Here is a 19,108-nt window from a genome sequence, read left to right on the forward strand (position 1 = left end):
TTTAATGCGTCCAAGTTTCGGGGCGCAGTTCATTTTCTCAGCGGGGGCTTTTCGTGAACAGAAACGCTGCGGCTTTTGGTGCTGCAGCTTGCTTCTCCCACCCACCCTCACGACTGACAGGTGGGAGAAATCTTGGGGTACGCCCCTAACGAGCTGGACGCTAGGGTAGACGAGCTAGGGGCGTACCTGGGAGGCGCGCGCACCGGTACGGATACCTGCTGCCTCCATGCGAGCCGACTCGTAGCTCACCGCACGCAAACCCGAGGGGGCGTTGGTTGCTACTGCCTTCTCTCGCGTATTTTCCTGACGCTGGGTGGGTAGAAAAACCCAGCGGCGCTGGACCGCGAAGCTGATCGGGATCAGAATCAGTTCGGTCAGGATCTTGGCGACCAGCAGGGACGCGCCCAGGCCGGTCAAAGCTTCCATCAGAGCCGCGTTGGCTGCGAGGATACCCACCGCCAGCACACGGTGTACCGTACCAGCGAGGAGGATGCCGAGGGGCGTGCGCCTCCGTCGTGCATGAGCATTCGGTTGACGGTGAAGTTCGTCAGCGCCGAGATGACGCGGGCACCGACCACAGCTGCCAGCAGCGGAGCGCCCATGCCCACCAGGACGAAGAGAGCGATAGCATCCACGAGGAAGCCGGTCAGGAAAGACGAAGCCAGGAAGGCAAGCAGCGGTGCGTAAATGAGCGCCGAGTCCTGCAGAGGCCTAAAGTGGCTGGTCGGGTTGCCCGGCTCGTAGACCTTCACGATGGGTACCTGCACCAGGTCCACGTCTGCGCGGGTTGCGCGAAGCAGCATGGAGAACTCGTACTCGTACTTATCGCCGGGAATCTGCAGTAGCCAGTCCAGGATCTGCGGGGTGAAGCCGCGCAGACCGGTCTGGGTGTCTGCCACGCGGGCTCCGGTCGCCAGGGCGAAGAAGCCTACGGTTGCGCTATTGCCAATTTTGGAGCGCAGCGGCACCTTGGTGCCTTCTTCGCCGGCATTCGGGTCGGGCTTGGTGCGCACGCCGAGGATGATGCTCTTCTGGCCTGCCACCGCGGCGGTTTCGGTGCGCACACCCACACGGAAGATGTCCCGAGGTAGGTGCTGGCCGTCCGCGTCGGCGGTGACGATGACCTCGCCAGGGCGGTTTGCTTTCGCCCAGGCGATGCCGGTGCGCAGTGCCGCACCCTTGCCCCTGTTGGCGGGGTGGGTCTGCACGGTCACGCCGTCGATGCGCAGTTCGGTAAAGATGGGTGCGTAGGCGCTGCCGGATCCGTCATCAATCACGAGGATTTCGGCGTGCGGGTCCTGTTCGCGCAGGGCCCGGGCAAGGCGGACCAGTGATTGGTCCGGCTTATAGGCGGGTATCAGGATAATCACGATGCGCTCCCTGCAATGTAGAGGATGTCGCTGGTGCCACGTTCCTTGGTGCCACCATGCGGGCGGTTGACCAGCTTGTTGTTGAAGACCATGGCGGAGGAGCCACCACCGTCCAGGTTGTAGGCGCTCACGCAACCGAGGTCCTTGAACATCTGGGCGAACTCGGGCATGGTCACGCCACGCGAGTAGTTGGTGGAGCGGCCGTCGACCACGATGAAGACCAGGTGGTTGGTGCCGAGCACGCCCACGCCGGTTCGCGGCTGGTAGCCCTGGATGGAGTGGTTACCGAAGTTGGTGTCCACTTCGACGCTGTCGATGCCGTCGACGATTGCGGAGTCCTTGACCAGTGCGGGGCCGAAGGAGAGGGTGTTCCACACGCCCTCGTTGACGAGGGTCTGGGCGTTGGTTGCGGTTTCGTCGTAGAGCTTGACGGAGCCGTCGCGGTAGAAGGCGAGGCCTTCACGTGCACCGGAGTCACGGTAGACAACACCGTTTCGGATCACGATGCCGGTGGTACGGAAGCCGTAGTAGTCGCCGTTGATCGCCCAGATGCCGTTGTGTTCGGACGCCATGTTCGAGGGGGTGTCGATGATGTTCTGGCCGAACTTGTTGTTGGCGAAGGCGCTTCGCAGCAGGGTTGCGTTGTCGAGCTTGATGTCTGCTACGAAGGAGACGACCGCGTCCGAGCCGCTGCCGGTGGTGGTGGAGGTGATGGTAATCGAGCCTTCGTTAGCGGTGAGGCTCTGGCCGTTGACCTTCACGCCGGTCAGTTCGGTGGGATCTGCGGTGGCGGAGCCGGAGGCGCTTGCGTTTGCCTGGGCTGCTGCCGCCTCGTAGGCGGTGGTATCTTCGATTTCGGTGTGCTCTGCCAGGTAGCGGTTGTACGCCCAGCCTGCGCCGCCGCCAACTACTGCGAGTGCGCCGAGGCCGCCGCCGATGAAAATTCGACGGGTGAGCTTCTTCTTGGCTAGCTTCTGCTCTGCAGCGGTTTGTGCTGCGTTAGCTTGTTCCGCTGCGGTCTGGGTAGTCTGGTCAATGTTCTGAGTCATGTTCTGTTCGTTGTTCATGTCTCTAGAATGCCGGTCTATTCTCTGTGCCAGGCATGACTAAGCTGTGCAGAAGCTATGTATGCTTATTCATTTCAAGCTTTTTTATTACCAACTACGCTCTATTACCAGATGGCTCTATGCATATCTATGTATAAACATGTGCATTGGCTTTGTGCTCCACATAGTTAAGACCCCCGCCGGCAGCCCACCCTTGCGCTCACATCCGGGTGCATCCGCACAAACTGCGGGCACACAACAACTGCGGGCACAAAACAACTGGGGGCACGAAAAAACCGGCTGAGCACCCCGTGCGGGGCCTCAAGCCGGTTCATCATCTATGAAATACGCTCGGTCGATATGCACCGAATCATTCCGCGTATTCTTTATGCCTCATCCTCGTAGGACGCGTACTTTTCTGCGTATGCCGAGTAGTCGTCCTCGTCGTCATAGCGACGGCGGGACGAATCGGAGGACTTCGTTTTCTTCGCGCTGCTCAGCTCGCGCTCGAGTGCGCTGTAGTCGGTCTCGGGGCTGAAGTACTTCATCTCCCGAGCCTGCCTTGTTGCTTTAGCCTTCTGACGGCCGCGCCCCATGGCGTGACCCCCTCTTTCATCCTGTCCGAGGCGAACAGCACGTGCGGCGCATCGCTCTCGGATCGTTCAACAGTCTTTACTACACTATAGAGTACCCTGTTTCAGCCCTGAATGTCTCGCTGGACGGCACCTATTTTGCGTATCAAAGCACTTCTTCGCACCGGAACAACCGTTTTATTTTGCACCCGCGGCTTTTTACCCCAGACGCCATACCCCAGACACCACAGTGCCCCGCACCGGACGTATCGCTACAACCAATGCGGGGCGGGCGTCTCTCCTACCGGCTCACTCACAAGACCGGGGTCAGAGAGGGTACCGTGCCGGTCATGACATCCAGCACGGAGCTTGAGGGGCACTCCTACCGCTTAGCTTGCGGTGAAGGAGCCCAGCGAGGTGGCGTTAGAAGCCAGGGTGGTGCTGGAGGCATCCACGCTATCGGTGGTGGTGTACACGGTGTAGCTCTCGCCCTTGGTGATCTTGGAGCTGGAGACCAGGATCAGTGCGGTGCTGGAGTTAGTCACCTTGTAGTTTGCCACCACGTTACCGGAGGAGTCGGCAACCTGTACGGTGGTGCCGGCACTCAGGTTCGATACGTTGCTGATCTTCACGTAGCCGCTGGTGGAGTTGGTCGAGGGCGCCTCGAACATGTCACCGGAGTTACCCGCGGCCACGGTCGTACCGTTGAGCAGCAGGTCGCCGTTGGTGTCCAGGGAGGTGTTACCGCCGGTGAAGGGGCCGTTCACGACCAGGGTGCCGCCCGAGAGGGTTGCCGTACCGTTGGAGTCGATGCCGTCGCCGTTCGCGTTCACGGTGACGGTACCGCCGGTGATGTTGATGGTGGTTGCATCGACCACTTCGAAGGTGCCGTGGCCACCACCTGCGCCACCGCCAGCCGGGGGCTGACCCATAGTGCCCGAGGGAGCCTGACCGCCACCTGCAGGTGCCTGACCTGCGCTACCGCTGGGCGCCTGGGGTGCAGAGTTCTGGCCACCCTGCGCGCTCTGCTTAGTCGAGGTTGCAGTAGTCGACTCAGTGCTGGTCGAGCTAGTGCTGGTCGAGGTGGTGCTGTAGGAGGCGTTGATACCGTCATCGGAGCTGGTCACGTTCACGGTGCCGTCCAGGATGTTGATGTACTGCGCTTCAATACCCTCGTTCGCCTGGGTAATGTTCAGGGTACCGCCGGAGATTTCAAGCACGCGCTCAGCCTTGAAACCGTCATCACCTGCAGAGATGTTCACGGTACCGCCGCTCAGGCGCACCCAGCCGCGGTTGCCGTCGGTGTCGTTAGTTGCCTTGATGCCGTCCTTGGTTGCGGTCACGGTGATGGTGCCGTCCAGGATATCGACGTAGTCCTTACCCTTGATGCCGGTGTTTGCCGCGTTCACTTCCAGGGTGCCGGAGGCAATGACCAGGCCATCAGAGGTGTGGATACCCTCTTCGTACTTACCTTCAACCTTCAGGGTACCTTCGCCCGCCAGGGTCAGGTCGCTCTTGGAGTAGATGGCGGCGTCGGGGCTGCCGCTGGCGGTATCCGAGTAGGAGGAGCCGTCAGAGACGGTGTTGGTGGTGCCCGAGGCGGTGTAGATGACGACCTCATCCGCCTCAACCACGTTGATTGCCGCGCCGGTGGAGTTGGTGATGGTCGCGTTATCCAGAATCAGGCGGACCATATCGCTGTCGGCTGCCTCAACCTTGATCTGGCCCTCGTAGGTGCCACTCAGGCGGTAGTTACCCGCCTTGGTAATGGTGATGACGCCGTCGCTGACGGTCACGCCGTCGGTCGCGGTCGGGTTAGAAAGATCGATAGTAACTTCGCTGGAGGAATCCCAGGTCAGATCCTTCGCGGAGTAGTGGGTGTCCTCGGCAAGCTTCGCACCGCTCTTCACGTCGGTGGAGAAGGAGTCTGCCACCTTCGACGTGGTGCCCGAAGTGCTCGAAGCGGAGGTGCTGGTTGCGCTCGATGCGCTGGCATTCGATGCCGAGGTTGCCGCGCAGCCGGTCAATGCCAGGGCTGCCAGGAGGGTAATGGAGGTTGCGCTCTTAATCATATTGCTCTTTTTCACGGGTTTTCCTTTGTGTTTGGGTGACCACTCGCGTAGAGCCAGCGCCACGGGGGTAAGACGTATGTGAAATGTGAATATGTGTGAGAGCGGTTATTGCCTGTGTGGGGCGAATAAAGCCAATGTTGTGCTTGGTTCGGGGTTAGATTCGGGATTCAGCGGGTTAGGGAGGTGCGGGTAAGGTAGGTGCACTACCCTACCCGCGCATCCCAGGTTGCCGTTTTAGCCGGATTGCCGTTTAGGCGGCTGCGAAACGCTCGGTCAGCAGCTTCTGGTAGTCCTCTTCGGTCATGTCATCCACGTTGAGGCGGGTGCCGTTGACCGGTTCCAGGTGCATCCAGTTCTTGATGGTTTCTTCCCACTTGTTGCTTGCCAGCTGCGGGTTCAGCGCCGCCATACCGGTTGCAAACTTGGAAATCTTCGCGGGGGTGATGCCCGCATCCCAGAGGTGCTGGTCTGCCACGGAGGGCTCCACGCCGGACTTGGTTTCGATGATGACCGCATTCGGCAGGCCGTAGGTGGTGCCAACCAGGTTGCCGTGGAAGTTGCGGTAATTCACGCCCGCCATGAGGATGTTCTCGGACATGGGGGTCCAGGTCAGGTTGGTGTCCACCGTCATGCGGGAGGCGGCCGGGTTCTTCTCGCTCTGCGGCAGGAAGACCGTGGTACGGCGGTAGCCGGTGGTCAGAACCGCCTCCAGCTTGTGCACGGGGCCGGCGAGGATATCGCCGAGTGCTGCGGTGATGTACTCGTGACCTTCCGCGGTGAGCGTATCGCGGTTCTCGAAGGTGTACGGGATACGCTTCTTGACGGTCATATCCTGCTCACCGTCGGTCTTGACCTCCAGGAAGGTCAGTTCCGAGTCCAGGTAGCTACGGGTACGGATCTTGAAGGTGTCGTCGCGGCTGTAGGCTGCCGAGTGGTAGCTCTGCATCTGCGGGGTGTCGAAGTAGACCGAGTCGTAGGCGAAGTCGCGCTGGCCATCGATTTCCATGACGGAGGCGTCTGCGTCGAGCGTGGAGAGTACCTTGGCGGCGGTTTCTGCGTCGACAATGTACTTGCGGTCCACGCGGGTCTGCATGGCTGCCTTTTCGTTCATGGCTTCGAGGCTGATGCTCTTCCACTCTGTGGGAATGATGTTTGCGGCTGCGTTAGTCATGGGTCTTCGTCCTTCTGGGGTGCCGCCCCTGCGTGCTGTGCGCTGGGGGGCGGCGTGTCGTGGGTATCGGAGAGTTTGTGCAGTTGGAGTGAATCGGAGGCTTTTATACCGGCTGGTCTTACTTGCCCACCAGGGTGCGCTGGAGCGGAACCATCCGGGTGTCCAGGGTGGTGTGCGCCTCGGCTGTGGGAACCTGAGGTGCTGCCGAGTAAGCCGCAGGAGCCTGCGATGCTACCGTCTGAGCGGCTACAGGCTGAGCCGCCTCCCCTGCCGCGGGGGTGCCGCCCTCGGTGGTTTCCTTGGGCTGGTAGGTGACGGTGGCGCGGGCCAGGTCGTTCACCATGTCCAGCTCGGTAATCTTTGCCGAGGTGACCGTGTAACCCAGGCGAGCGCTCAGGTATGCCTTGAGCTCTTCCTCGTCGCTGATCGCACGATCGGCGGTAACGGTCTGAGTCTTTTCAGCAGAGACCGGGGTGCTGCGCGAGTCGAGAATCGCGATGAGGCCGACCAGGGTAGCCATGAGGCCGAAGGCGATGTACGCCGGGCTAATGTTCACACCTGCAATCATGCCGACCGAGAGGGCTACGAAGTAGTAACCCACCTCGCGCTGACTCAGGGCGGTGGAACGCAATCGGATAATCGACAGGACACCGAAGAGGCCCATACCCATAGCGGATGCGTTCGATCCGGCGGATACCAGCGCCACCGAGACGGTGAAGATACCGGCGTTGATGACCGCATAGGAAATCATCAGTTCGCGGTTGCGATGCCGCACCATGTAGAGGGTGCAGAGAGCTGCGATGGCTATGGCATCGGCAATCGCCATGGTCAGAATAGTCATTGGGTGCTCCAGATATCGTGTCGTGATGTTCGCTTAGCTCTAGCTGCCTGTTCTTCAGCTTCGGGCTGTGCGTTCTTTGTAGTATCTAGATTCCCGTGCAAGCCTGTGTTTACCCTGTGCTGCCCTTAACTTAGAGATAAGTGTTAGAAGTCTCTAGTAAATCTGCTGGTCAAATGCACTAGAGGCTATTATTTTTTTCCTCTCTCCACTACGTTTTCTATATCTTCTGCGGTATCAAAAGGCATAAAAAATGGGCTCCCTCCGATATGGAGGGAGCCCATAAAAGCAGCTAAAAACTTAGCGACTAGGCGTTATTATGCCTTCTTGCGCATGCGGGTTGCCACGATGGTCGCGCCACCAGCGCCCAGAGCAATCAGACCCAGACCAGCAGCGGTCATCGCACCGGATGCACCGGTCTTAGCCAGGGAAGAAGAGCTCTTGGAGGATGCGTTCGAGGAACCGGAGTCCAGGTTGTCGTTCGAGCCGGAGCTCAGCGAAACGCTGTCAGACTTGTTGGAGTTCTCGTAGTTCGGCTGCTCTTCGCAACCTTCATCGTCACCGTCAGCGTCGAACTTATCGCGGAAGTCCGGGTCACCCCTGTGAATAGAGGTACCACGGTCTGCCCACACGTCAGCACAGTTCTGGTACTTGTAGGTCTTCTCGTCCTTTGCGGAGGAGTCGGAAGCCTGGTCAGACTTCTGGTCTTCAGACTTCTGCTCTTCGGCAGGCTTCTGGTCCTCAGCGGGCTTGGTTTCCTTAGCATCCTCAACTGCGGGTGCGGAGGTCTCTTCAGCAGGCTTGGGAGCCTCGGTGGTCGGCTCAGCAGTTGCTTCCTTGGAGGGCTCGGGAGTGGGATCCTGGGTGGGTTCCGGAGTCGGGTCCTGAGAAGGAGCGGGGGTCGGGTCCTCCGAAGGAGCCGGTGCGGGCTGCTCTGCAACCTTAATGGTCACGGTAGCTGCCTTACCGCCGCGGGGAACGTCGCCGTCCTTCAGGGAGCCGGACAGCAGGTAAATGTCAACGGAAACGCTGCCGTGCAGCTCTTCCTGCCAGGGGATGGTAACGGAGAAGTTGCCAGCCGCGTCAGCGTGGATTTCCAGGTAGTCCTGGCCATTAATCTTGACAGCACCCTTGTTCAGCTTCAGTGCCAGGACGGAACCGGAGGTGCCGTCAGCGGTCTTGAAGCCCTCGCCGCCAATGTTCAGACCCTGACCCTCAACCCATACGTCGGGGGCGATGAACTGTGCAGAGTCTGCGTAGGTGTGGACAACCTGAGGCGCACCTTCAACAGCGAAGGTCGCGGGGACGGAAGTAGCAACGAGGCCACAGCCGATGAGGGCGGTGGCACCAATGCGTGCGATGTTGTTTCGAATATTCATGCCACCCATTCTAACGAGCGAAGCTTGGGATACCGGCTCCCAAGACGCTAATTTGCCATGACCTGACTCACAAAACATATTTTTCTTGAAGGTTTCTTGAAGGCATGGTTGAACCATAGAGACCTTTTGCACCGCCGTGCACACCCAAACTCTCAACCCCACGTTGAAGAAACTAACAAGTACATACCCCATCCCATCAGCACAACCCAACAGCAAAAACCACCCCGTTAAACGCGAAAATCCCCTCCGCCCGAACACTCAAAAGCATTCAGGGGAAGGGACCCTCACTCGCCACCACACGGGGTAGCGGCAATAGTTTTAGGAGTTCTTGCGGTTGCGCACAGCAGACACGCCAGCAACACCCAGGCCCAGAGCTACCAGACCCATACCGGCAATGGTGAAGGCGTTAGAAGCACCGGTGTTAGCCAGGGAAGAGCGCTGAGCACGGCTCGAAGTGTAGCTGCTCGAAGAGGAGGAGTCGCCGCCCAGGTTGTCCAGGCCGCCCGAGTTACGGGAAGAAGAACCCGAGGAGCTGTTGGAGGAGGAACCGTCGGTCACCTCGCTGTTAATGACCTCGCAGCCCCAATCATTCTTGTCATTATCGAACTTCTTACGGAAGTCCGGGTGGCTTTCGTGAATGGGCGCCAGGCCAGCAGCCGCAACCTCTGCGCAGTTCGCGAAGCGGGTGCTCTCAGCCGAAGCGGTCACCTGCTCGGTAGCGGAGGTGGAATCACCCAGCTGATCCTTCGCTTCGTTCGCTACAGGTGCGTTCTGCTCAGTAGTGGCCGAAGCGGAAGCCGATGCGGAAGCAGAAGCCGAAGCAGAGGGGGTTGCAACCACAGAAGCGGAAGCCGACGCGGTAGCCGAGGGGCTCACCGAAGCGGTAGCGGACGCCTTCTCATCGGCGCGGTCCTTGATCTCTGCGTCCACGGAGGCAACAACCTCATCAGCGGCAGTAGCCGATGCCGAGGGGGTAACAGAGGGAGCTACAGATGCGGAGGGGGTAGCCACCACGGAAGCGGTTGCCGAAGCGCTCGCAGATGCGGTAGCGGAGGGGGTTGCTTCCTGAACGGAACGAGCCTCAATCTTCACGGTGGCTGCCTTGCCGCCGCGAGCGGTGTCGTTGTCCTTCAGGGAACCGGAGAGCAGGTAGACGTCCACGGAGATGCGATCGTCCAGGTCGCTCTGCCAGGGAATGGAAACGGAGAAGTTGCCCTTCTCGTCAGCCTGAACTTCCAGGTAGTCCTTGCCGTCAATCTTGACGGAGCCCTTGTTCAGCTTAATGGCGATAACGGAACCGGAGGTGCCGTCCTGAGTCAGGAAGCCCTCACCGGTAATCTTCAGGGTTTCGCCCTTGTACCAGACCTCAGAAATGTGGGAAGCAGCCTTGTCAGAGTAGACGTGGGTGACGGACTCTTCACTGTTCTGAGCGAAAGTTGCGGGGATTGCGGTGACCGCCAGACCGCAACCGATCAGGGCGGTGGCACCGAAGCGAGTGATAGTGTGTCGAATGTCCATCCCATCATTTTATCCCCGCACGATGGGTGTATCCGCCTGTCCAGGGGCTATTTGCAATGACTTGCAACACAAAATAGCACTTTCGTGCACTTAACTTTGGGTCAGTGCACGCGCGGCAAAATTCGCCAGAGAAACAGCATTCACTGCAGAAACAGCGCCGTCTAGACCTCTGCAACATTCCCGGCAACGCTCCCTGCAACCTTAAACGTCAACGGCGTCGAGCATGAGTTCCAGTGCCTCACCCACGCCGCTGCGCCACAGGTAGGTTGCTTTCGCATCCGCACGACCCGGACCGCCATTGATGACGGCGACCGGCTTGCCGGCGCGCAGAGCCTCCAGCACAATCTTGTAGCTGCTCATAACCGCCACCGAAGAGCCGACCACCAGCAGCGCCGAGCACTCGGCGAGCATGGCGTCCTTGCGCGCCTTACGCTCGGCGGGCACGGATTCGCCAAAGTACACCACGTCCGGCTTGAGGCGGGTCGAACCGCAATTCAAGCAGGGCACCATCTGAAAGTCGCGGATGTAGCGGTCGTCCAGTTCCACGTCACCGTCGGGGTTCACGCGCAGGTCACGGCCTTCCAAGCGGTCCAGGTAGCCGGGGTTCGCGGCATCCAGGCGCGCATCCAAGCTCTCGCGGCCCTCATCTCGCCCGCAGTCCAGGCAGACGATGCGCGATAGGTCGCCATGCAGGGCCAGCAGATTAGAACTCCCGGCGCGGGCGTGCAGCCCATCCACGTTCTGCGTAATCACGCCGCTCACGGCACCCAGCTGCTCCAGCTCGGCGAGCGCATAGTGGGCGCGGTTCGGTTCGGCGCGGCGCATGCGGCGCCAACCCACGTAGGAGCGCGCCCAGTAGCGTTGGCGGGCGGCGTCATCGTAGCGGAATTCCTGGTAGGTCATGGGGCGGTGGTCGTGCAGGGAGCCGCCGGGTCCGCGGTAATCGGGGATGCCGGATTCGGTGCTCACTCCCGCGCCGGTGAGCACGAGAACCTTACCCGCTTTGAGTAGCTTGGCAATACCCGCGGAGGCGTATTCTTCGTCGTGCGGGGTGGCGTTCTCAGAGACAACGCGCTGAATCGAGCGGATTGCGGCACGGTGCACGGAGGCGATTTCTTCGCGCTGCTCACCGGCGGCGGCGAAGTTCTGGTGGTCAGTCCAGCGGTCCATTCTTCTCCTCAATGCTCTGTGTATTAGTGCGGTTCTAGTGCGTTAAACGGCTGTGGGGTACCCCTTTTGAGGGTACCCCACAGCCTATTTCTTATGGTTTCGAATGTGCAAACTCAGCCACAGGCTAAGTCCGCCCAGCCAACCGGTTGAGCTTAGTTCTCAGCCTTCTGCTCACGCTCGGAGGTCACCGACAGGCCGTCGCTGGCAACGTCCGGGTTCACGTCCACGGTCACGGTGTCGCCGTCGTGGATTGCGCCGGAGAGGATGCCGCGAGCCAGGCGGTCGCCAATCTCACGCTGAACCAGGCGGCGCAGCGGGCGGGCACCGAATGCCGGGTCGTAGCCGGTCTTACCCAGCCACTCGAGGGCTGCCTCGGTCACGTTCAGGGTGAGGCGGCGGTCCTCCAGACGCTTAGCCATGCTCTTGATCTGCAGGCCCACGATCTGGCCCAGGTTCTCAGCCGACAGGGGCTGGAACATGATGATGTCGTCCAGTCGGTTGAGGAACTCGGGGCGGAATGCCTGGTGAACAACCTCCAGCGCCTTCTCGGATCGCTCCTCGAAGGGCAAATCCTGGTTGACCAGGTACTGCGAACCGAGGTTCGAGGTCAGGATCAGGATGACGTTGCGGAAGTCCACGGTGCGGCCCTGGCCGTCGGTCAGGCGGCCGTCATCGAGTACCTGCAGCAGGATGTCGAAGACCTCGGGGTGTGCCTTCTCGACCTCGTCGAGCAGGACCACCGAGTAGGGGCGACGGCGTACAGCCTCGGTCAGCTGACCGCCCTCTTCGTGGCCAACGTATCCGGGAGGGGCACCGACCAGGCGGGACACGGTGTGCTTCTCGGAGTACTCGCTCATGTCGATGCGTACCAGGGCACGCTCGTCATCGAACTGGAACTCAGCCAGTGCCTTAGCCAGCTCGGTCTTACCGACACCGGTCGGGCCCAGGAACAGGAAGGAACCAATCGGGCGGTTCGGGTCGGAGATGCCGGCGCGGGCGCGGCGCACAGCGTCAGAGACAGCGACTACTGCGGCTTCCTGGCCAATGAGGCGGGCACCGATGCGCTTCTCCATTTCGAGCAGCTTCTCGGATTCACCCTGCATCATGCGGCCTGCGGGAATACCGGTCCAGGAGGAAATCACCTCGGCAATATCGTCCGCGGTGACCTCTTCGGAGACCATGGACTCGTTCTTGGCGGTGTCCTCGGCGCGCTGTGCTTCTTCCAGCTCAGCCTGCTTTGCGGGAATCTCGCCGTAGAGCAGGCGGGATGCCTCAGCGAGGTTACCCTCGCGCTGTGCAACCTCTGCGCGGGAACGTAGCTCGTCAATCTGGGTCTTGATGTCACCCACACGGTTCAGGCTAGCCTTCTCGGCCTCCCAACGAGCGTTGAGGGCGTCGAGCTGTTCCTTCTTGTCAGCCATGTCCTTGCGCAACGCTTCCAGACGCTCCACGGATGCGGGATCGGTCTCGTCGGCAAGTGCCAGTTCCTCCATGGTGAGGCGGTCCACGGCGCGGCGCAGCTGGTCGATTTCCTCCGGTGCGGAGTCAATTTCCATGCGCAGGCGGGATGCTGCCTCGTCAATCAGGTCAATTGCCTTGTCAGGCAGCTGACGGGAGGGAATGTAACGGTTGGACAGGGTTGCTGCGGCAACCAGCGCGGAGTCAGCGATCTGCACCTTGTGGTGTGCCTCGTAGCGTTCCTTCAAGCCACGCAGAATACCGATGGTGTCATCTACGCTGGGCTCGCCCACGTACACCTGCTGGAAGCGGCGCTCCAGTGCGGGGTCCTTCTCGATGTTCTCGCGGTACTCGTCCAGGGTGGTTGCACCGATCAGGCGCAGCTCACCACGGGCAAGCATGGGCTTGAGCATGTTGCCTGCGTCCATGGAGCCTTCGGATGCGCCGGCACCGACGACGGTGTGAATCTCATCGATGAAGGTCACGATCTGACCTTCGGACTTCTTGATTTCCTCGAGGACTGCCTTCAGGCGCTCCTCGAACTCACCGCGGTACTTTGCGCCTGCGACCATGGAGCCCAGGTCCAGGCTGATGAGGGTCTTGCCGCGCAGGGATTCGGGCACGTCGCCGGAAACCATGCGCTGTGCCAGGCCTTCCACGACGGCGGTCTTACCGACGCCGGGCTCACCAATCAGAACGGGGTTGTTCTTGGTTCGGCGGGAGAGCACCTGCACGACGCGGCGAATCTCAGAGTCGCGGCCGATGACCGGGTCAAGCTTGCCTGCGCGGGCAATGGCGGTCAGGTCGGTGCCGTACTTTTCGAGAGCCTGGAAGGTGCCCTCGGGGTCGGGGGTGTCCACGGTGCGGTCTCCTCGGACGTTGGGGATGGTCTGTGCGATGAGCTCTGCGGTAGCGCCGAGCTTGTGCATTGCTTCAGCGGTGCTATCGGTTCCGCTGGCAATGCCCAGCAGAATCATTTCGGTAGAAACGTAGGTATCTCCGAATCCCTGGGCGCGGGTCTGTGCCGCCTGCAGAGCGGAGAGCGCGGCACGGCTGAGGGAGGCGTTCTGCACGGAGGCACCGGATGCCTTCGGCAGCTTCTTGATTTCAGCGGATGCCGCCTCGGAGATAGCGTCCACATCCAGGCCTGCAGCCTTGAGGACTGCTACGGCGACGCCTTCGCGCTGGTCCATGAGGGCCTTGAGGATGTGTGCGGTTTCAATAGTGGGGTTGCCGGCGGTTTGAGCATTAGTATTTGCCGCCGAGATGACTTCTTGACTCTTGGTCGTGAACTTAATATCCATGATGTCCTTTCGTATCGTGCATTCAGGGGCCTATCCTACGTCCCCTCGCATTACATAACTTGAGTCTACTCCACTCAACTATGTTTCGCAAGGGGTTTTCAAAAAATTTTCTCCACTTTTTTCGTTTTTCACCCCGCACTGCTCTGAGCCCTAGCCAAAACCCCGCTTGAAAGAGCCTCAACCAAAAGCCCCCAGTCGAAACCACATTGCTATACTGACCGGACTGGGCGCTTGCGGGCTCCCACAACAATCACAGTCACGAATGGGGACCCACATGAAAATACTGGTTCTAGGTGCAACCGGCCGCACCGGCTACCTCTTCACCCGCAAAGCCCTAGAGGAGGGGCACACCGTCACCGCCTACGTGCGCAACCCCGATAGGGCACAAGCGCTTTTGGGGGCGCACCAAAATCTCACTATCATTCCGGGGACCCTGAACGATGCCGAACAGCTCGCCGCAGCATCCTCCGGGCAGGACGTCATGGTGAGCGTCCTGGGGCAGAAAGCCACGGTGCGAGAGTTTCTCTCCTCCACGTTCATGCAGGAGCGTCTGCCCCTCATCATGGAGGCGGTCACGGGCGCAGGCGTAAAGCATTGCGTTCTGATGAGTGCCTACGGTGTCGGCAATACGGTACGGACCGCGTCCCTCCCCATGCGCCTGGTGTGCAAGGTCATCATGCGCGGCATTTTCACCGACAAGGTTAAGGCGGACGCCCTGGTTGCCGAATATCAGCCATATATTTCGCGTGCTCATCCGGGCAGGCTGACCGATAAGCCCGGTAAGGGCGGGGTGAAGGTATTTGACATGGCGAGCGTCGAGCGAACTCCGGGCATCCCCACGATTGCCCGTGAAGACGTTGCCGATGCACTGCTCACTATCGCCAAGAACCCTCAGAATGCGGGCACAGATTTTTTGGTGACGATTGGGGACGTTGCCCTACACTCGCCCCAGAAATAAACCGGTAGGCTTAATGACATGACGACTACGAACACCTTCCCCGCCGCCATTCTCTTCGACCACGACGGAACCCTCGTCGATACTGAACCCGTATGGGCTGCCGCAAAGGTTGCTCTCACCGCAGAATTTGGCGGCACCTGGACCGAGCAGGACACCCTCGATTGCCTGGGCCTGTCGATGCAGTTCACCCTGGATCGTCTGCGCGAGCGCGGCGTGAACCTGCCGGACGAGGAGATTAACGATCGACTGGTGGCGAAGGTGCGCGAGGCCCTGGCGCAGCAGCCGGTCGAGTTCCTTCCTGGCATTGAGCGTTTCCTCTCGGAGGTTCACGATGCACAGATTCCGGCCGCCATCGTCACAAACGCAACCACCTCCGTGGCTCGCCGCACCGCAAACGCGGCACCCGAGGGCACGTTCTCGGTGGTTATTGGCAACGATGAGACCACCAACCCCAAGCCGGACCCGCAGCCCTATCTTTTGGCGGCGGAGCGTCTTGGTGTTGATCCGACTCAGTGCGTGGCTCTTGAGGACTCCCCGTCGGGCGTGCGCAGTGCGACCGCGGCGGGTATGCGTGTCATTGTTGTGCCGGGCGAGCTGGAGGTTCCGGCGGAGCTGGGCACCGCGCGCCTCAAGCATGAGGAGCTGACTCTGGAGGCGGTTCGCGCGCTGGCGTAACCGCCCGATTCGCACGCGGGAAGCCCTACAGAAAGGCCGGAAGCTCTGTAGAAAACTGAATACGCTTCACCATAAAGGGTGGGATGCGCGATATGAGATACCGCGTGTCCCACCCTTTGTGCGTGCTTGGGCGGTGAGCCACGCGGGCATTTGGGGCTGACACGTTTAAGCAGCGCCTTTTGAACAGGGGCTTTTAAGTGCGGCGCGACACATAGATGACAATTTATTACGAATTACTCAAAATAACCTTGACAATGGTTCCTTAAAATGATTTACTCATAATAACGATTCGGCGGGGCGACAAATCCCACCGAACCACAAGCATCACAGCATCATGAAGGAGACCATCATGGCATTCGCAAACTACACCGCACCCGGCCTGACCCTCGAAGAAGGCAAGGGCATTTCCGAGGTTCTCCAGGCACGTCTGCACGACCTGAACGACCTGCACCTGCTGCTGAAGCACGCTCACTGGAACGTGACCGGCCCCGGCTTCATCGCCGTTCACGAAATGATTGACCCCCAGGTCGACACCGTCCGCGAGTTCGTCGACGCCATCGCAGAGCGTATGGCAACCCTGGGCGCAACCCCCAATGGCCTGGCTGGCGCACTGGTCGCACAGCGCACCGTCGAGGACTACCCCGTCGGCCGCGCACGCGTTGCTGACCACCTGCACGCTCTGAACGACGTGTACACCCGTGTGATCAAGGATCACCGCAAGGCTATTGCTTTTGCCGGTGAGTCCGACCCCGTCACTGAGGACCTGCTGATTGGTCAGACCGCTGAGCTGGAGAAGTTCCAGTGGTTCATCCGCGCGTTCCTGGAAAACGGCGAAGGCAACATCTAAGCCATCGTTCTAAAGACACGAATTTTTAGAATCACGAAACCGGGCGGATGCGCTCTCCTTTATGGAGGGTGCACCCGCCCGGTTTCTGTGCTGTTTCGGTGCTTTTTCCCGACGTTTCGCCTCGCCCGCGGGGTACTCTAGAGTACGTTGAGGCGAACATTATTATCGGGTTAGGCCGTCCTAGATTTTCTGTTCAGAGTGTTCTAGAGTGGTTCACTGTTCATGACAGAGCACACAGACATGAACGCATCATCAGGCGCAGGGATCCAGCCCTGCACGCACGGCACCCGTGGAAAGGGAACTATGAGCACGCACGCCCAGCACGAGCACGGCGAAGAAACTGAGAAACTTCAGCCGGAAAACACCGCTACCGAGGCTCCGCAGGCCACCCGCCATAGCGCCGTTACCTCCCCCTCCCCCACGCAGATTAAGCGTTGGCGCCGCTACCTTGCCGATGAGGAGTCGGAGGCGCGCATCTACCGCTACCTGGCTCGCCGTGCCGAGGGTACCGACCGTGAGATTTTGCTGCAGGTTGCTGAGGCGGAGAAGCGTCACCAGCAGCATTGGCGTGACATGCTCGGCGAGCACGCGGATGTACACGTGCGCCCGTCCCTGCAATCGCAGCTACTGCAGTTCTTGGCGAAGAACTTCGGTTCGGTGTTTATTCTTGCGATGGCTCAGCGCGCCGAGTCCCGCTCCCCCTACGCTGAGGACCCGGACGCCACCGAGGAAATGGCGGCTGACGAGGCGATTCACGAGGAGATTATTCGCGCCCTGGCGACTAACGGTCGCGAGAAGCTTTCGGGTAATTTCCGTGCGGCGGTCTTTGGCGCTAACGACGGTTTGGTGTCGAATCTGGCGCTGACTATGGGTATTACCGCGTCGGGCGCGTCCAGTTCGATGGTTCTGCTGTCGGGTATTGCGGGTCTGCTGGCGGGTGCGCTGTCGATGGCGGCGGGTGAGTTCGTGTCGGTGCGTTCTCAGCGTGAGCTGCTGGATGCCTCCCAGCCGACCCAGGTGACCCTGCGTGTTGCGCACGATTTGGATTTGGATTCGAACGAGCTGGAGCTCATTTACCGTGCCCGCGGCATGGAGCCGGACGCGGCGCATCACCGTGCGATGGAGCGTTTCGGCTACCTGGATTGTGACTGCGATCCGTCGCTGTCTCACCGCGAGGAAGAGGATCGTGAGGAGAATGTGGCTTTGGGTACCGATATTGGTGCCGCCGCAGCGTCGTTCGCGTTCTTCGCTTCGGGTGCGTTGGTTCCGATTCTGCCGTATATCTTTGGCTTGTCGGGTGTGTTCGCGATGGTGTTGTCCCTGCTGTTTGTGGGTGCGGCGCTGGGCTTCACCGGCGGCGTGGTGGGCCTGCTTTCGGGTGCTTCCCCGCTCAAGCGCGGTGTTCGTCAGATTCTAATTGGCTTTGGCGCTGCGTTCGTGACCTACCTGCTGGGTCTGGCGTTCGGCACGACGGTCGGCTAGTTACAACACCCCCAATAAGCTCTCGACAAGTGTATATAGCCGCTCTGGAATTTGTTTTCAAGCGTTTGAGAACTATTCGGATGCAGAAATCCCCCGGTGGATACATTCAGTGTATCCGCCGGGGGTTTTCTATATGTTCTTACCCTGCATGAGGGGTTGATCTATTACGGGTGAATCTCCGCGGTGGTGGCCTGACCGGAAACGCTCTCCGAACCGCTCGCGCCGTTGCCGGAGTAGGTCAGGTTTGCGACCTGCACGCTGGAGGTCTGCTTGTACGAAACCCAGCCGTCGTTTGCCGGGAAGCGCAGCTGCGCCGGCATGAAGTTGGTCTGGCTGTAGTACTTGGTGCCGGACTGCTTCATGGTGTACGCCTTGCTGGTGGTGTAGACGATACGACCCTTGAAGGTGTAGGTGCCGTCAGAGTTTTTGGTGACGGTCGGTACTTCTGCGGTCCAGGTGCCGGCGGTCTGCGCGACGGACAGGTACTTTGCCTGGCCTGCGGAGGCTACCAGTTCGGTGGTCTTACCGGTCAGCTTGCGACCGGAGGGGGCCCATGCCTGACCGTTGATCTTACCGAGCTTAAGGAGCGACTGTGCGCTGGCGGCGACGGTGTACTCAACCTCGGTTACGAAGGTTGCGCCAGCTGCGAGGGTGACGCTGCTGCCGGGGATGTAGCCGGTGCCGGTTGCGGTGTCCTTGGTCGGTACGGACCACCAGAAGCCGCTGGAGGACATGTATGCGCCGTTTGCGCCGGTCTGGGAGTTGGTGACGGGGGTGAACTTACCTTCGCCGTTGACGTAGGTTGCGCTCTTGGGCTTGGAGGTTGCGTCGTCCCAGTTGATGTCGGAGTCGGGGGTGCCGGAGGCAGTGAAGTGTGCCTCGGGGCTTGCCGGGTTGATGGTGCCGGTGTTGTTGGAGGATGCGTAGCCGACGTAGCCGCCGTTGTTCTGCACGCTGACGTACACGCCGTACTGCACGCCGGGGGTTTCCTTGGATGCGGCGTAGGCAGGTACTGCTGCGGAGGCTGCGACGACGGGTGCGGACCAGACGCCTGCCTTTGCGATGGTGCGGCGAGAGATGGGCTGAGTCATGAGTGTAGTGATCTCCTGTGAGTGTTTGGTGTTTCTTAGAGCCGCTCAGAATGGTTCTGACTAGGCTCAATGCACTCCAGTATACAAAGGTTGAGGTTATATCTGCACCTTATGAGGGCGGATGTGCACAATCTTACTTTCCTCCGTAAGTTCTACC

Annotated in this window: 16 protein-coding genes; 4 read left to right on the top strand and 12 right to left on the bottom strand. The window is 60.3% G+C overall.

What is annotated here, in order from left to right; translation table 11 throughout:
- Positions 1-174 precede the first annotated feature (174 nt).
- From HMPREF2749_RS09365 to clpB, 11 genes are all read right to left on the bottom strand, one after another.
- Positions 175-426 (bottom strand): hypothetical protein, encoded by a 252-nt coding sequence (locus HMPREF2749_RS09365; protein ID WP_246823474.1) that lies wholly within the window; start codon positions 424-426, stop codon positions 175-177.
- Positions 426-1,370 (bottom strand): glycosyltransferase, encoded by a 945-nt coding sequence (locus HMPREF2749_RS01250; protein ID WP_246823475.1) that lies wholly within the window; start codon positions 1,368-1,370, stop codon positions 426-428. The genes HMPREF2749_RS09365 and HMPREF2749_RS01250 overlap by 1 nt, the downstream gene beginning before the upstream one ends.
- Positions 1,367-2,437 carry a phosphodiester glycosidase family protein gene (locus tag HMPREF2749_RS01255; RefSeq protein WP_070593129.1) on the bottom strand — a complete coding sequence of 357 codons (1,071 nt, stop codon included), beginning with the start codon at positions 2,435-2,437 and terminating at the stop codon, positions 1,367-1,369. The genes HMPREF2749_RS01250 and HMPREF2749_RS01255 overlap by 4 nt, the downstream gene beginning before the upstream one ends.
- A gap of 365 nt (positions 2,438-2,802) precedes the next feature.
- On the bottom strand, positions 2,803-3,012 hold the full coding sequence (locus tag HMPREF2749_RS01260; protein WP_005504588.1) for a DUF3073 domain-containing protein: 210 nt from the start codon (positions 3,010-3,012) through the stop codon (positions 2,803-2,805).
- A gap of 365 nt (positions 3,013-3,377) precedes the next feature.
- Entirely contained in the window at positions 3,378-5,075 is a 1,698-nt protein-coding gene (locus HMPREF2749_RS01265) for a carbohydrate-binding domain-containing protein (protein WP_070593131.1), read from the bottom strand.
- Positions 5,076-5,310: 235 nt separating this feature from the next.
- Positions 5,311-6,231: a polyphosphate polymerase domain-containing protein gene (locus HMPREF2749_RS01270; RefSeq protein ID WP_070593133.1), complete on the bottom strand. Its 921-nt coding sequence runs from the start codon at positions 6,229-6,231 to the stop codon at positions 5,311-5,313.
- Positions 6,232-6,349: 118 nt separating this feature from the next.
- Positions 6,350-7,072, bottom strand: a complete 723-nt coding sequence (locus HMPREF2749_RS01275) for a DUF4956 domain-containing protein (RefSeq protein WP_070593135.1) — start codon at positions 7,070-7,072, stop codon at positions 6,350-6,352.
- Between the two features lie 314 nt (positions 7,073-7,386).
- Complete coding sequence (locus HMPREF2749_RS01280) at positions 7,387-8,448, bottom strand: excalibur calcium-binding domain-containing protein (protein ID WP_049348923.1); 1,062 nt, start codon at positions 8,446-8,448, stop codon at positions 7,387-7,389.
- A 318-nt stretch (positions 8,449-8,766) separates the two neighbouring features.
- Entirely contained in the window at positions 8,767-9,966 is a 1,200-nt protein-coding gene (locus tag HMPREF2749_RS01285; RefSeq protein WP_049348924.1) for an excalibur calcium-binding domain-containing protein, read from the bottom strand.
- 201 nt (positions 9,967-10,167) lie between these two features.
- On the bottom strand, positions 10,168-11,136 hold the full coding sequence (locus tag HMPREF2749_RS01290; protein ID WP_070593136.1) for a Sir2 family NAD-dependent protein deacetylase: 969 nt from the start codon (positions 11,134-11,136) through the stop codon (positions 10,168-10,170).
- Positions 11,137-11,288: 152 nt separating this feature from the next.
- Positions 11,289-13,898 (bottom strand): ATP-dependent chaperone ClpB, encoded by a 2,610-nt coding sequence (clpB, locus tag HMPREF2749_RS01295; RefSeq protein ID WP_049340942.1) that lies wholly within the window; start codon positions 13,896-13,898, stop codon positions 11,289-11,291.
- A 274-nt stretch (positions 13,899-14,172) separates the two neighbouring features.
- Here clpB and HMPREF2749_RS01300 point away from each other — a divergent pair, with 274 nt between their 5' ends.
- The 4 genes from HMPREF2749_RS01300 (at position 14,173) to HMPREF2749_RS01315 (ending at position 17,860) form a co-directional block, all read left to right on the top strand.
- Entirely contained in the window at positions 14,173-14,856 is a 684-nt protein-coding gene (locus HMPREF2749_RS01300) for an NAD(P)-dependent oxidoreductase (protein WP_049346086.1), read from the top strand.
- Positions 14,857-14,874: 18 nt separating this feature from the next.
- Positions 14,875-15,531: an HAD family hydrolase gene (locus HMPREF2749_RS01305; protein ID WP_049340938.1), complete on the top strand. Its 657-nt coding sequence runs from the start codon at positions 14,875-14,877 to the stop codon at positions 15,529-15,531.
- Between the two features lie 349 nt (positions 15,532-15,880).
- The gene (dps, locus tag HMPREF2749_RS01310) at positions 15,881-16,378 is read left to right on the top strand and encodes a DNA starvation/stationary phase protection protein Dps (RefSeq protein ID WP_005508202.1); all 498 of its coding nucleotides are present in this window, start codon (positions 15,881-15,883) and stop codon (positions 16,376-16,378) included.
- Between the two features lie 303 nt (positions 16,379-16,681).
- Positions 16,682-17,860, top strand: a complete 1,179-nt coding sequence (locus HMPREF2749_RS01315) for a VIT1/CCC1 transporter family protein (protein ID WP_049340937.1) — start codon at positions 16,682-16,684, stop codon at positions 17,858-17,860.
- 164 nt (positions 17,861-18,024) lie between these two features.
- On the opposite strand, the gene HMPREF2749_RS01320 is transcribed toward HMPREF2749_RS01315, so the two are convergent.
- Positions 18,025-18,951, bottom strand: coding sequence for a hypothetical protein (locus HMPREF2749_RS01320; RefSeq protein ID WP_049340935.1), 927 nt, complete (start codon positions 18,949-18,951; stop codon positions 18,025-18,027).
- Positions 18,952-19,108: the final 157 nt, after the last annotated feature.

The sequence above is a fragment of the Rothia sp. HMSC075F09 genome (assembly GCF_001810515.1).
Classification (GTDB): domain Bacteria; phylum Actinomycetota; class Actinomycetes; order Actinomycetales; family Micrococcaceae; genus Rothia.

Coding starts and splice junctions, on each gene's coding strand:
- HMPREF2749_RS09365 (WP_246823474.1), bottom strand. CDS start 426: ATGGAAGCTTTGACCGGCCTGGGCGCGTCCCTGCTGGTCGCCAAGATC.
- HMPREF2749_RS01255 (WP_070593129.1), bottom strand. CDS start 2,437: ATGAACAACGAACAGAACATGACTCAGAACATTGACCAGACTACCCAG.
- HMPREF2749_RS01260 (WP_005504588.1), bottom strand. CDS start 3,012: ATGGGGCGCGGCCGTCAGAAGGCTAAAGCAACAAGGCAGGCTCGGGAG.
- HMPREF2749_RS01270 (WP_070593133.1), bottom strand. CDS start 6,231: ATGACTAACGCAGCCGCAAACATCATTCCCACAGAGTGGAAGAGCATC.
- HMPREF2749_RS01275 (WP_070593135.1), bottom strand. CDS start 7,072: ATGACTATTCTGACCATGGCGATTGCCGATGCCATAGCCATCGCAGCT.
- HMPREF2749_RS01280 (WP_049348923.1), bottom strand. CDS start 8,448: ATGAATATTCGAAACAACATCGCACGCATTGGTGCCACCGCCCTCATC.
- HMPREF2749_RS01285 (WP_049348924.1), bottom strand. CDS start 9,966: ATGGACATTCGACACACTATCACTCGCTTCGGTGCCACCGCCCTGATC.
- HMPREF2749_RS01290 (WP_070593136.1), bottom strand. CDS start 11,136: ATGGACCGCTGGACTGACCACCAGAACTTCGCCGCCGCCGGTGAGCAG.
- clpB (WP_049340942.1), bottom strand. CDS start 13,898: ATGGATATTAAGTTCACGACCAAGAGTCAAGAAGTCATCTCGGCGGCA.
- HMPREF2749_RS01300 (WP_049346086.1), top strand. CDS start 14,173: ATGAAAATACTGGTTCTAGGTGCAACCGGCCGCACCGGCTACCTCTTC.
- HMPREF2749_RS01305 (WP_049340938.1), top strand. CDS start 14,875: ATGACGACTACGAACACCTTCCCCGCCGCCATTCTCTTCGACCACGAC.
- dps (WP_005508202.1), top strand. CDS start 15,881: ATGGCATTCGCAAACTACACCGCACCCGGCCTGACCCTCGAAGAAGGC.
- HMPREF2749_RS01315 (WP_049340937.1), top strand. CDS start 16,682: ATGAGCACGCACGCCCAGCACGAGCACGGCGAAGAAACTGAGAAACTT.
- HMPREF2749_RS01320 (WP_049340935.1), bottom strand. CDS start 18,951: ATGACTCAGCCCATCTCTCGCCGCACCATCGCAAAGGCAGGCGTCTGG.